The sequence below is a fragment of the Kitasatospora sp. NPDC048545 genome (assembly GCF_040651155.1).
In the GTDB taxonomy this organism is placed as follows: domain Bacteria; phylum Actinomycetota; class Actinomycetes; order Streptomycetales; family Streptomycetaceae; genus Kitasatospora.
Genome location: NZ_JBEZIQ010000057.1, coordinates 1 through 12661 on the forward strand (window position 1 = coordinate 1; position 12661 = coordinate 12661).

General features: G+C 74.1%; 8 protein-coding genes and 2 pseudogenes. 4 read left to right on the top strand and 6 right to left on the bottom strand.

The window, feature by feature from the left end; genetic code table 11:
- A pseudogene (locus AB0D10_RS36765) lies at positions 1-377 on the top strand (ABC transporter ATP-binding protein); the annotation flags it as partial.
- Entirely contained in the window at positions 374-1264 is an 891-nt protein-coding gene (locus AB0D10_RS36770) for an ABC transporter permease (protein WP_360264276.1), read from the top strand. The pseudogene AB0D10_RS36765 and the gene AB0D10_RS36770, both read left to right, overlap by 4 nt.
- A 150-nt stretch (positions 1265-1414) precedes the next feature.
- Here the strand turns inward: AB0D10_RS36770 and AB0D10_RS36775 are convergent, their stop codons facing one another.
- Both AB0D10_RS36775 and AB0D10_RS36780 read right to left on the bottom strand, forming a co-directional pair.
- Positions 1415-2056, bottom strand: coding sequence for a maleylpyruvate isomerase N-terminal domain-containing protein (locus AB0D10_RS36775; protein WP_360264279.1), 642 nt, complete (start codon positions 2054-2056; stop codon positions 1415-1417).
- Positions 2053-3549: an MFS transporter gene (locus tag AB0D10_RS36780; RefSeq protein ID WP_360264282.1), complete on the bottom strand. Its 1497-nt coding sequence runs from the start codon at positions 3547-3549 to the stop codon at positions 2053-2055. Before AB0D10_RS36780 ends, AB0D10_RS36775 begins: the two co-directional genes overlap by 4 nt.
- Positions 3550-3734: 185 nt before the next feature.
- Between AB0D10_RS36780 and AB0D10_RS36785 the strand changes: the two are divergent.
- Positions 3735-4580, top strand: a pseudogene (locus tag AB0D10_RS36785) (MFS transporter); the annotation flags it as partial.
- A 622-nt stretch (positions 4581-5202) separates the two neighbouring features.
- Here AB0D10_RS36785 and AB0D10_RS36790 read toward each other — a convergent pair.
- Positions 5203-5991, bottom strand: coding sequence for a hypothetical protein (locus AB0D10_RS36790; RefSeq protein WP_360264285.1), 789 nt, complete (start codon positions 5989-5991; stop codon positions 5203-5205).
- A 140-nt stretch (positions 5992-6131) separates the two neighbouring features.
- Complete coding sequence (locus AB0D10_RS36795) at positions 6132-8897, bottom strand: SdrD B-like domain-containing protein (protein WP_360264288.1); 2766 nt, start codon at positions 8895-8897, stop codon at positions 6132-6134.
- 397 nt (positions 8898-9294) lie between these two features.
- Between AB0D10_RS36795 and AB0D10_RS36800 the strand changes: the two genes are divergently transcribed.
- Positions 9295-10263 carry an NAD-dependent epimerase/dehydratase family protein gene (locus AB0D10_RS36800; RefSeq protein WP_360264291.1) on the top strand — a complete coding sequence of 323 codons (969 nt, stop codon included), beginning with the start codon at positions 9295-9297 and terminating at the stop codon, positions 10261-10263.
- 605 nt (positions 10264-10868) lie between these two features.
- On the opposite strand, the gene AB0D10_RS36805 is transcribed toward AB0D10_RS36800, so the two are convergent.
- Complete coding sequence (locus AB0D10_RS36805) at positions 10869-11477, bottom strand: hypothetical protein (RefSeq protein ID WP_360264294.1); 609 nt, start codon at positions 11475-11477, stop codon at positions 10869-10871.
- A gap of 103 nt (positions 11478-11580) precedes the next feature.
- Positions 11581-12627, bottom strand: coding sequence for a TerD family protein (locus AB0D10_RS36810; protein WP_360264297.1), 1047 nt, complete (start codon positions 12625-12627; stop codon positions 11581-11583).
- Between the last annotated feature and the right edge of the window lie 34 nt (positions 12628-12661).

Below are 12661 nucleotides of genomic sequence, written 5' to 3' on the forward strand. Positions count from 1 at the left end.
TGATGGCCGAGATGGAACACACCGCCGACCGCTTGGTGGTCATCGGCCGCGGCCGGCTGATCGCCGACGAGAGCCTCGCCGAGTTCTCGGCCCGCGCGGGCCGCGCCGCCGTGACCGTCCGGGCAGCCGAACCCGACCGACTGGCCGCCGTGTTGACGGCTGCGGGTGCCACCGTCCGGCCCGAACCGGAGGGCGCCCCCGCGGTGACCGCACGCGCCCTCACGGTGACCGGACTGGACTCCGCCCGGATCGGCGAACTCGCCCTGGAGCACAGGCTGTTGCTGCACGCCCTGACCGACCACAGCGCCTCCCTGGAGGAGGCGTTCATGGAACTGACCGCCGACAGCGTCGAGTACCTCACCGGAGAGCCCCGATGACCAGCGCACCGAAGATCAGCCCCCCGCAGAACAGCGCCCCAGCGAGCAGCAATCCGCAGAGCAGCAGCCCGCGGAGCAGTCCCCCGGAGACCAGCGGCTTCGGCGACCTGCTCGCCGCCGAGTGGATCAAGTTCTGGTCGCTGCGCTCGATCCCCTGGGTACTCGGCCTCAGCGTCCTCACGATCATCGGCGCCGGCCTCAAGTCCGCCCAGTACACCCACGCCCACTACACACCGGGCGACGGCGATCCCGCGGTCATGGCGCAGGTGGCCCTCTACGACGCCTTCAACCTCGTCTGCGCCGACGTCCTGATGCTCGTCGGCGGCGGCCTCGGCGCGATCGTCATCGCCGGCGAGTACGCGACCGGCCTGATCCGCACGACGCTGGCGGCCGTGCCGGACCGCCGGGCGGTGCTGGCGGCCAAGGCGTGCGTGCTGGCCGCCGTGATGTTCGGCTTCGGTGTGGTCAGCATCGGCGTCTCCTTCGGCGCCAGTCAGGCGATCCTCGCCGATCTGGGCATCGGGCAGTCGCTCACCGACCCCGCCGCCCTCCGGTACGTCTCGGCGGCCGTCCTGTTCGGCCCGGTCTGCGCGCTGGTCGGTCTCGGCCTCGGCACGCTGATCCGGCACAGCGCGGGGGCCGTGGTGGGCACCGTCGTGGTGCTGTTCTTCGTCCCCTCCCTCGTCACCGAGCGCTACCGCTGGACGGCCGACCTGCTGCACGCCCTGCCACTGCCCGCCTGGCAGCGCCTGGCCCGCATCTCCCTGGCCGGCCTGCGCCCCAGCGAGTACCCGGCGACCGTCGCGGGCTCCTGGATCACCTTCGCGGCCTGGTCACTCGCCTCGGTGGCGGTCGCGGCGTTCGTCATCCACCGCCGGGACCACTGACCCGAGCCCCTGTCCGGCGCGGCGCGGCCGGCAAACGTCGGCAACAGCTCGAACAGCACGAACAGCGGGAACAGCGGGAACAGCGGGAACAGCGGGAACAGCGGGAACAGCGGGAACAGCGCGCCCTTCGGGAACGCCGGTGACCGGGGCTCAGAACGCCGCGATACTCCCCGGCGCCCGCTCGGCCCGGCTGAGGGCCCGCAGCACGCCGACCCAGCCGTGGCGCCGCACGGCGAGCCGGACCAGCAGCCCGGCCACCGAGTCGGCGGTCTGCGGCGGGAGTCCCGGGGTCGGCACCCCGACGCTGACCGCCAGGTCGTCGGCGTGGACGGCCAGTTCCATCGTGCGGGTCGCCAGCAGGTCGTCGAGGGTCAGCGACCACGGCCCCCAGAACGGCAGCCGGGCCGGCCGGTCGCCCGCCGCCGTCGCCAGGGCGGTCGTCAGGTCCGCGACCGCGCCGGCGACCCGCCGGTGCAACGCCGCCGGCCCGGCCGCCGCGAACGCCTCGCTGCCCTCCCGGATCCGCACGTTGATCTCCGCCTCGGGCGCGGCGCCGATCCACGCCACCCGGGCGTAGTGGTCCAGCAGACCGACCGTCTCCTCGGCCGGCGCCGCGGCGGCCAGGGCCTCCGGTACGCACAGCACCTGATAGGCCAGGTGCCCGGCGAGCCCCCCGACGCTCCACTGCGCCAGAGCGCTCGGCCGGCGCCACGCCCCGGCCACCTCGGGGTGGCCCAGCAGCCGCTCGGCCGCGCCGGCCGCCGCCAGGAAGTCCGCCCGGGCGTCCGTCACGATCGGTTCCCCCTCAGGCCGGGCCCGTCCGGCAACCGGCCGGACACCGTCTCCACCACCGCCACCAGCAGCGCCGCCAGCACCAGGCCGGCCGCGACCGACACGCCCAGTTGGAAGGCCGTCGCCCAGTCCGGGTGGCGGCCCTGGGCGTGGCCGAAGAACACCGAGCCGACGACCGCGATGCCCACCGCCGAACCGACCCGCTGCGCGGTCTGCAGCACGCCGCCCGCGCTGCCCGCCCTGGCCACCGGCACCTGCTGGAGGGTCAGCGTCTGGTTCGGCGCGATCACCAGCCCGCTGCCGGCCCCGGCGACCAGCAGCGGCAGCGCCGTCGTCCAGCCCACCCGGGGGCCCGACCACAGCTCCACGGCGAGCGCCGAGGCCAGCAGGCCGGCCAGCACCAGCAGCAACCCGGCCACCACCAGCCGTCGGCCGAGCCGGCTCACCAGCCGCCCGCCCACCGCGGCGGCCACACCCGAGCCGACCGCGAACGGGGTGATCGCCAGCCCCGCCGTCAGCGCCGAGTAGTGCAGTCCGACCTGCAGGTACAGCGTGAAGATGAAGAAGATCGCGGTGAACCCCGCGAAGTACACCAGCGACAACAACACCCCCGCCGCGTACGGGCGCACCGCGAACAGTGCCATGCTCACCAGCGGTTCGTGCCGCCGCCCGTAGTGCACCTCCCAGCCGACGAAGGCCGCGAGCAGCACCGCCGACACCGGCAGCAGCAGCCAGCGCGCCGGGCCGTGCCACTGCTGCGCCTGGACGAACGGCAGCAGCAGCGCGACCGTGCCCGCGCCGAGCAGCAGCACGCCGACCGGGTCGAAGTCGCGGTGCCCGGCCCGTTCCGCGGCGGGGGCGGGCGGCGGGAGCAGCCGGTGGGCGAGCGGCAGGGCGGCGATGCCGATCGGCAGGTTGACCAGGAACACCCAGCGCCAGCCGTCCTGCGGGCCGAAGAGGTGGATGAGCAGCCCGCCGAGCAGCGGTCCGACGGCGGTGGACAGCCCGATGGTGGCGCCGAGCGCGCCGAAGGCCCGGCCGCGCTCGGCCCCCCGGAAGAGGGTCTGGATGAAGCCGGACACCTGCGGGACGAGCACGCCGCCCGCCGCCCCCTGGAACAGCCGGGCCAGCACCAGCCACTCCTGGTTCTGCGCCGCGCCGGCCAGCGCGCTGGCCGCGGTGAACAGGGCGAGCCCGGTGAGGAAGACGGCCCGCCGGCTGCGTGCGTCACCGAGCCGCCCGGACGGGACGAGCACCAGGCCGAAGGCCAGCGCGTAGCCGCTGAGCACCCACTGCAGTCCGCTCTCCGACATGTGCAGCCCGGCCCGTACGGTCGGCAGGGCGACGTTGACGATGCTGACGTCCAGCAGGGTCATGAACCCCGCGACCAGGCAGACCGCGAGTGCCCGCCAGCGCCGAGGATCGGCCCGCCCGGCTGCGGCGGAGGCGGGCCGGTCCGGGTGCGCGGTGCCGCGCGGGGGGTCGGGGGTCATGGGGTGCCTCCTCCCTGGGTCCGGGGCGGCCTTCGGCCCGGCCGGTGGGCGGCGGGCCCGATTCGGCCCATCGTGGCCCGGCGCCCCCCGTACCGCCACCCGGGCCACCTGCCGTCGCACCCGCCGTCGCACCCGAACGGTCGAACCGGATCGCGGTCGGCGCCCGCACCTCGGAGGCTGACGGCATGACCGTCGCCACCGGAACCCCACCGTCCGCCCCGCCGGTACTGGACCTCCGGCAGCGGAACGTCGTCTTCGGCGCCATCGTGCTCGGCATGCTGCTGGCCGCCCTCGACCAGACCATCGGCGGCACCGCGCTGCCCACCACCGTCGCGGACCTCGGCGGGGCCGCCCACATGTCCTGGGTGGTGACCGCCTACCTGCTGGCCGAGACGGTCGCCACCGTGCTGGCCGGCAAGTTCGGCGACCTGTACGGACGCAAGCTGCTGTTCCAGATCTCGGCGATCGTCTTCGTCGGCGGCTCCTTCCTGTGCGGCCTGGCCACCGGCATGACCCTGCTGATCGCCTGGCGGGCCGTCCAGGGCGTCGGCGCGGGCGGCCTGATGGTCACCGCCATGGCGCTCATCGCGGATGTCATCCCGCTGCGCGAACGCGGCAAGTACCAGGGCGCGATCGGCGCGGTGTTCGGCGTCGCCACCGTCATCGGTCCGCTGCTGGGCGGGCTGTTCACCGACCATCTGTCCTGGCGCTGGGCGTTCTACGTCAACGTGCCGATCGCGGTCGTGGTGGTGATCGCCGCCGCCCGGACCATCCCCTCGGTGCGCTCGGCGACCCGGCCGGTGATCGACTACCTGGGAATCGCCCTGGTCGCGGTCGGTGTCGGCGCACTGATCCTGGCGACCAGCTGGGGCGGCAACCAGTACCCCTGGAGCTCCGGTGTGATCATCGGCCTGTTCATCGGCGGAGCGCTGGCGCTCGGACTGTCCTGCTGGGCGGAGACCCGCGCGGCCGAACCGATGCTGCCGATGCGGCTGTTCCGCAACCCCGTGTTCACGGTCTGCTCGATCGTGCGCGGCGTGGACATCCGCACCGTCCGGAACATCGTCGCCGACGCCGACACCCGGGTGGACCTGGCCGGGGCCTGGGCCCTGATGACCGCCTCGTCCACACCGAAGCCGGCACCCGAGAGGTCCGGGCCCTCGGCCGCGCCTGGTCCGAGTGGCTCAACGCCCGCCTGGACGCCGACGCCGGCCGGCCGCGCAGCCCGCAACTGCGCACCGCAGCGGACGCCGTCGCCTGGCGCCTGCTGGTCGAGGACCTCACCAACGGCCTCCCGGCCCACGCCCGCTCGACGGACGGCGCGCGGGTCCAGGGCCTACAGCCCGGCGGTGTCGAGGTCGAGGTCGAGGTCGAAGGGCTCCGGGAGGCGGACGGACGTCCCGAAGGGGTGCGGGCCGCTCTGCCGCGCGCAACCGAGCCGGGTCGGTTCGCTGTACAAGAGGCAGCTGCGGTCCTGCCGGTCGATGAGCAGGTACAGCGGCGCACCGTACTGGCCGTAGCGGCGGCGCTTGACGACCGGTCCGTATCCGCGTTCGACGGGGAGCCGACCTCGACGATCAGGAGGGTCTGGTCCGGCAGCAACGCCCCCTCGGTCTCCGGCCGGGTCGACTGCCGCACGCCGGGCGGGTGCCGTCAGCCCGCCACCCAGGGGGCCTCGGGGAGTACAGCGCCGCTGCCGTCGCGGCCGGTGAAGTCCGCCGTGGTCGGCGTGCCCAGGCCGGGCATCCGCATCGTCACCCGCCGCAGTGCGCCGTCTCCGTCGACCCAGTACGTCAGCGGCGAGCGTTCGCCGTCGGGCGCGGAGCCCTGGGCGCGCGGCCCGGCGACGCGGTCGTAGCTGCGGCCGTCGATGCGGTCGCGGCCCAGCCAGCGCGCCCCGGACTGGGCGAGCAGCAGCGGGTTGTCGGGGCGGTCCGCGCCGAGCTGGACCACCAGGCGCAGCCCGGAGTCCAGGGGGTCGGCGGTGTAGGAGCGCGGCGACCAGCCCTGACGTGGCACGTGCTCGGCCTGCTGCCAGGCCGGACCGTCGACGCCGGCCGGTTCGGGGGCCAGGCCGAGGCCACCGGTGTCCCAGACGACCAGCCCGTGGTCGAGGGGGCCGCTCGCCCCGGTGGTCCGGTAGCGGCCGACGCCCCGGTGGGTCCGGTAGTCCACGACGCCCTCGACCCGGATGCCGACGCCCCCGCCCTCGTCGGCGGTGAGCGTCACCCCCACGGGGCTGGCCTGGTAGAGGTTCAGCCGTGACAGGGCCAGCCGGGCGGCCTCGTCCGTGGTGACCGGCCGTTCGGTGGCCTCGTCGGAGACCGTCCGGTAGACGACCAGGCCGCCCGCCGCGGTGGCGCAGACCGCGGTCGCGACCAGCGCCCGGAGCCAGGGGCTCCGCCACCGCCGCCGGGTCTCGGTCTTCGTCTTCCGGGCCATGCGGGTGCCTTCTCTCGTGGGTGGGTCGTCGGTGGACGGTGACGGCAGTCGGGCGGGTCCGGGGACCGTGGTCCTCGAACCCGCCCGATCCCGCACCGGCACGGGGGCGTGCCGGCGCCGGGTGTCCGGCGCCGGGTGTGCTAGTCCTGCCGGACGGCCCTGCGCCTACGGGCCAGCAGCACCAGCGCCGCACCGAGGACGAGCAGTACCGCCGCGCCCGCCACATAGAACGGGATCGCCGCGCCCGCACCGGTGTTGGGCAGGTGCCCGGGCGCGGGTGCCGGCGGGGCCGGCGGCGCCGGGACCGGGGTCGACGTCGTCGGCGGCGGCGTCGGGGTCTCGGTCGGTGTGGGCGTGGGCGTGGGCGTCGGGGTCGGCGTCGGGATCAGCCGGTTGACCGCCGTCACCGAGACCCCGTCGTCGAGGTTGCCCGAGGTGAGCACGAGCGGTCCGAACACCGTGGTCTCCGGGGCCGAGTAGCCTTCGGGCGGGCTCAGCTCCTGCCAGTAGTAGGTGCCCGGCACGCCGTTGCCCTGGCAGAGCCCGTCGGCCCCGGTGGTGCACGGTTCGCCCACCTTGGTGTCGGGCTTGTCGCCGGTCGGCTGCAGCCCGTCGGTGCCGTTCGTCTCGTGCCACAGCTGGAACTTGGCACCCGACAGGGGTTTGCCGTCCTGGTCGTGCTTGACCAGGCGCAGCGCGCCCTCCTGTTGGCGGAAGCCGAAGTCGTAGGTGTGGTCGTTCTCTCCGGGGCCGCCGGTGGTGAGTGCCCGTTCCGGGTACTTGCCGCTGGTGGGGACGATGCCCTTGGAGTCGATGAAGTGGTTGTCGCCGACGTCGTGTTCGGTGGCGACCCACTGGAACAGCGGGCCGTCCTTGGCGTAGTCGGCCGGGTTGTCCAGCTTGATGGTGTACTTGGTCTTCGGCTTGAGGCCGCCCTCGACGTTGCTGTCGTCGAAGTAGTACTCGCCGCGGGCCGTGGTCTTCGTCGTGCCGACGAGCTTCCCCGACTCGTCGTACAGGTGGACGGTGGCTCCCGGGACCGGGCGCTGGCCCGGCAGTTGGAGGCCGCTGCGCTCGGGGTCGTACCAGACCCGGTTGCCGATCTGGAGCGGCGCCTGGTCGCAGAGCACTTCGAGGTCGCCCATCGCGGCGCCCTTGCCGAAGGGCGGGAGCGGCCCGACGGGGTTGAGCCGCAGGCCGCCGTCGGCCTTGCCGTCGCGCTTGTCGAAGCCCGGGCCGTAGCCGAACGCCATGCCGTTGGTGTCGTAGCCCGAGGTCGCGATGGAGTCCTCGACCTTGGAGAACGCCATTCCGGCGTTCAGCGCGTTGTTGTGGCCGATGCGGTTGTTGTCGAAGAACCGGGTGCCCCGGGTGGTGGCCCCGCAGCCGTTGTTGGTGTCCAGCACGTAGGTGCCGTTCACCAGGCAGGCCTTGTTGAGGTCACCGCCGGGCAGGACCTTGGCCATCGTGCCGGCCGTCGGTCCGGCCGCCGACTGGTCGCCGAAGCGGTCCCGGAAGGCGATCAGCATGGAGCCGTCGGTCTCGAACGCGATCTCGGCCACCGCCGGCTCGGGGTTGGCCATGTAGTCGGTGCCGCAGGACCGACCGTTCTGCGTGGCCGGGTAGGTGTCCTGCCACGGGAACCAGCCCGCGCCGGGGCAAGCCGTGCCGACCGTGTTGCCGCGCGGGTAGTCGAGCGGCTGCTCCAGGACGGCCTTCTTGAACGTGCCGGTGGCGAGGTCGAAGGGCAGCACCACGGCCCGCAGGTCCGAGGCCTTGCCGGTCGACTCGCCGGAGCAGACACCGCCGAGGTAGCCGGTGCCGTCCTGCAGCCCGAGGCCGTACGGCCGCCAGTCCCCGGCCGCCGGGCAGCCCGGGTCGGGGACGGCGTACGCGGCCTTCGGTTCCGCCGCCGTCGGCCCGGTGGCGTCGTAGCGGTAGACCTTGCGGTCGTGGAGGTTGACGACGAACAGGTCCTTGCCGTCGTCGCTGATCTTGACGGCGCCGAGGCTCTCCTTGCCCACGGCGGGCAGGAAGGCGTCGTCGTCACCCGGGCCGTGCGGCGTGCTGCCGGCGTCCGGGACGGTCGCGAAGAGGGTGGTGGTCTTCTTCGCCGGGTCGGTCACGTAGATCGCGCCCGGGCCGCCGGGGCCGTACGCCGTGGTGCGTTTGGCCGAGGCGGTGGTGAAGAGCCGCTTGTCGGCCCGGTTCCACGCGACGCCGTAGATGTTGCCGGTCTGCTCGGCCGTGGCCAGGTCGGTCACGGTCGCGTCGGTGCCGGCCACGCCGCGGGCGCTGTACGGGAAGGTGACCAGGGTGTGCGCCGACGCGCCCTCCCTGGGGGCCGGCTGACAGGTCGACACCAGCGGCGCGTTCTTCTGGCAGTAGTCACCCGGGCTCCACAGGCCCGTGGTGAGTTCGACCTTCTTGCCGCCGGTGAGGTCGACGAACTCCTCGTTGCTGCTGAGCTTGTTCGGCGCGCCGGTGAGCCCCTCACGCGAGGCGAAGGCCGGGAACAGCACGCCCGGCTTCGGGTTCACCACCTGTACTCGGTACTTGCCGCCGGTCACCTTGGCCGCGGCCGGGGCCAGGGTCACGGTGCCGTCGGCCGCCGTGGTGCCCTCGATGCCGGCACCGGCGCCGTCCGTGAGCGTCACCTTCACGCCTGCCATGCCCGGTTCCAGCACCGGCGTCCACACGCCGCTGGTGTCCACGGCCCGGATCACCCGGACCGTCACCGTGCCGTCGCCCGTCTGCGGAAACGCCGACGGGGCCGCGGCCAACGAGCAGGCGCCGATCGCGGCGAGTGCCACCGCGCCGGCCGCGGTCCGGCGGCCGAGCCCGTCCGGTCGCCGCCGGTCCGCGCCTCGCGCGGCGCCGGCTGTTCGTTCACTTGTCGTCGTCATCCCTGCTCTCATCGTCACGTTGGGGCACTGTCCAGTGGGGTCTGCCACCCGATCTCGCGAGGGAGTTCGTGTGTGGCGGAAACCCGCCATTGTTAACGGGAGCTTAAAGCGGCCTCACGGAAGTTCGCAGGAAAACAAGGAACTTTGACGTCGCGTCAGACGTTTCGACGGCCGTCGCACCACTGCACTCTCCGCCCGGCTCCACCCCCCTGACCTGCGGAGGAGCGCGACCCGCCGCGAGCCGCCGCAGCCGGACACCGCATGAACCTGTCGACAATCGAACACGGGTCCCGCCCCGTCCGCACACACCGCGCTCCAAATCACCTGCCCCGGTGGCGACTTCCGTCCCCCCGCTCCCACCCGGCGCGGCCGAAACCCGCTCTGGCACGATGGCCCGATGCGCATACTGATCATGGGCGGAACCAGGTTCGTCGGCCTCCACTTCGCCGAGGCGGCCCTCGCCGCCGGACACCACGTCACGGTGCTGCACCGCGGCAGGTCCGGCACCCACCTGCTCCCCGACGCCACCCACCTGATCGCCGACCGCGACGCCGACCTGTCCGTGCTGCGCGGCCGCCGCTGGGACGCCACCGTCGACGTCAGCGCCTACTATCCCCGCCAGGTCCGCGACCTGGCCGCGGCGCTCGACCCCGGCGCCGCCGGGCACTACCTCCTGGTCTCGTCGATGGCGGTGTACGACACCCCGGCCGCCCCGGCCTTCACCGAGGACTCCCCGCTGCGCCCCGCCGACATCCCGGAGCCCGACGCCGTCACCGGCGAGACGTACGGCGTCCTCAAGGTGCAGTGCGAGCGCGCGGCCCGGGAGGCCTTCGGCCCGGAGACGTTGCTGGTCCGCCCGACGTACGTGATCGGCCCCCACGACTACACCCACCGCTTCGACTACTGGGTGCGGCGGCTCGCCCGGGGCGGCGAGGTCCTGGCCCCGGGCCGGCCCGACGCGCCGCTCCAGGTCGTCGACGCCCGCGACCTCGCCGCGTGGATGCTGACGCTGCTGGAACGGAACGCCTCCGGCGCCCTCCACGCCGCCACTCCCCCGCCCTTCACCTTCGGCGACCTCCTCGACGCCGTCGCCTCGGCCGTCGCCCCGGCCGGCACCACGGTGACCTGGGTCGCCGAGGACTTCCTGCGCACCGCCGGCGTCCCGGAGCGCGCGCTCCCGCTGTGGCCCGGCAGCCCCGAGCTCCGCGCCACCAACACCGCCGACCCGGCCGCCGCCCTGGCGAGCGGCCTCCGGCTCCGCCCGGTGGCCGACACGGCCCGCGACGTACCGGCGTTCGAACCGCTGCCGGAGACCCTGACACCCGAACGGGAGGCCGAGCTCCTCGCCGCCTGGCACCGCCGGTAGCCGGACCGGCTCCGGGCCGGCCGGGAGCGGTACGACCGGCTCCGAATCGCGCCGGGGTTTCCGTCACGTCAGCAGCGCCGACCGCACCGGCCACCCGTCGGCGCCCACCCCGGCCCGGCGCACCACCCCGGCCACCTCGACCGCACCTACCGCGGCTGAACTCGCCCCTCCCCCGGACCTGCTGTGCGCCACCGGCTCAGCTCGGCAGCAACGCCACGGCCCCGGCCCGGACATCTCCCGGGCCTGGGCCGCCGCGCGCCGTGAGCGGACCACCGTGGACCGGCTGCCGTGAACCGGCTGCCGTGAACCGACCGCGGTGAACCGGCCGCCGTGAGCGGCGCCGGCGCTCCGCCCCTCAGCCCGCGAGGGGCGGGTTGAGGCGGGCGAAGGCCTCCTGCCGCCGGACCGCTGGACGAGGCCGCCGCCGACCGTGCCGCGGCCGCCGCCGAGGCCGCCGCCCGCGCCGGGGCATACCGGCGCGCCGACGGTTGAGCGCGCGAACGGCCGCATGACGCAAGCGCGTCGTGCGGCCGTCGAATGCGGTGCATGCAGTGCGTACCGTGGACGCGGTGCATGCGGTTCATACGGTGGATGTGGTCACGAGATCAGTCCTCGTCGAGGTCCTCGTACTCCTCCCGGAGGTTCTCCACCACGTCGCTCCAGAGCTCGGAATCCTCCGGCCCCTGACCCAGCTCCTCCAGCAGCACGACGAATTCGTCCAGCGCGGTCTTCGCCTCGCCGTTGCGGATCCGGCCGTCGAAGCGGGCCAGCAGTGCCAGCGCGCCGATCAGCCCCGGCAGGGAGCCGGCCGCCTCGCCGCGGTGGCCGCTCGCGTGGTCCCAGCCGTTCGGGTCGTAGATCTGCACGGTGCCGGATTCCGCGTCGACCATCATGTGCAGTTCGCCGAACGTCCCGACGCAGTACCCCCAGTTGCTCGGCGGGGTGTCGTCGTCCGGCGTGCGGTTGCCGAACAGCTCGTCGAGGTCCGCCTCCCACATCCCGCGCTCGGGCAGGCCGGTCGCGTCGTAGTCGACGAGGTCGACCCCGACGGCCGGCAGTCCCACCCCGGCGAGGAACTCACGGGTCCCGCAGTCCTTCAGGCGCTCGGGCAGCGTCTCGGGCCGCCACAGCGCGCCCGGACCGAAGCAGGACTCCAGCCAGGCCGCGGTGGGGGTACGGGCCGCGGCGAGCAGCCCGGCGTCAGGCGTGGTCATCGGTGTGTCTCCCCCGGTCGGAACGGTGTGCCGACGCCATTCAAACGCACCGCTCCGACAACGGGGGCCGCCGGGGTGCCGCCCTGACGGCTCGCCCGGCGGCTCAGAAGAGGCCGTCGTCCTCGTAGTAGTTGTTGACGACGACCTCCGGGCCGTCGTCGAACGCCTCGCTCAGCAGGGCGCCGCCGACCAGGCCCGCCGCGCCCGCGCCGATCAGCGCGCCGGTGCCGAAGCGGCGTCCGCCGCCCTGGTCCTGCCGGCCCTGCTGGACGGGCGCCTGCGGGTACCCCTGCTGCTGGACGGGCTGCGGGTACCCCTGCTGCGGGGTGTAGAACGGCGGGACGGTGGTCTGCACCCGCTGGGCGCAGGCGACGCAGGTCTCGATCTGGCGCGGCACGCCCCACTGCGGCGACCACAGCACCGCCGTCGTGCCGGCACCGTGCGAGGGGTCGAAGAAACACGTCACGGGGGAACTCCCTGGTACTGGCGGGGTCTGCGGAACGGGGGGCGCTGCGACGGGAACCGCCGGCGGCAGCGGGGCCGGCGGCACGGCCGGCTTCACCGGGGCAGGGGCGGGCGGGGCCGCCGGAGCGGGCTGCAGGACGTCCACGCCGAAGTCGGCGGCGATGCCCGCGAGCCCCGCGGCGTACCCCTGACCGACGGCCCGGAACTTCCAGTCCGCGCCGTGCCGGTAGAGCTCGCCGAACACCATCGCCGTCTCGCTGCCCGCCTCCGGCGCCACGTCGTAGCGGGCCACCTCGGCGCCGCTTTCCGGGTCGGTGATCCGGACGTACGCGCCGCGGACCTGCCCGAAGCTCTGGCGCCGCTGCGCCGCGTCGTAGATCGCCACCGCGAAGACGATCTTCTCCACGGCGGCGGGGACCTCTGCCAGCCGGACCTCGATCTGCTCGCGGTCGGCCCCGCCGGAGCCCCCCTGGTGGCGGACCGAGCCGTCCGGGCTCCGCAGGTTGTTGAAGAACACGAAGTTCTGGTCCGAGCCGACCTTTCCGTCCGCCCCGCACAGCAGCGCACTGGCGTCCAGGTCGTACCCGCCCGCGGCCGTCCAGCCGAGGCCGACCCGAACCACCCTCAGCCCGGGGGCCTGCTTGCCCAGGGAGACGTTGCCGCCCTTCGTCAGGGCCACACTCATGGGACTTCCTCCACGACCGTACGAGTTCCGCTGT

What these genes read in the sequence shown, in the direction of transcription:
- AB0D10_RS36790 (WP_360264285.1), bottom strand. Translation starts at nt 5,991, where the DNA reads ATGGCCCGGAAGACGAAGACCGAGACCCGGCGGCGGTGGCGGAGCCCC.
- AB0D10_RS36770 (WP_360264276.1), top strand. Translation starts at nt 374, where the DNA reads ATGACCAGCGCACCGAAGATCAGCCCCCCGCAGAACAGCGCCCCAGCG.
- AB0D10_RS36805 (WP_360264294.1), bottom strand. Translation starts at nt 11,477, where the DNA reads ATGACCACGCCTGACGCCGGGCTGCTCGCCGCGGCCCGTACCCCCACC.
- AB0D10_RS36810 (WP_360264297.1), bottom strand. Translation starts at nt 12,627, where the DNA reads ATGAGTGTGGCCCTGACGAAGGGCGGCAACGTCTCCCTGGGCAAGCAG.
- AB0D10_RS36800 (WP_360264291.1), top strand. Translation starts at nt 9,295, where the DNA reads ATGCGCATACTGATCATGGGCGGAACCAGGTTCGTCGGCCTCCACTTC.
- AB0D10_RS36780 (WP_360264282.1), bottom strand. Translation starts at nt 3,549, where the DNA reads ATGACCCCCGACCCCCCGCGCGGCACCGCGCACCCGGACCGGCCCGCC.
- AB0D10_RS36795 (WP_360264288.1), bottom strand. Translation starts at nt 8,897, where the DNA reads ATGACGACGACAAGTGAACGAACAGCCGGCGCCGCGCGAGGCGCGGAC.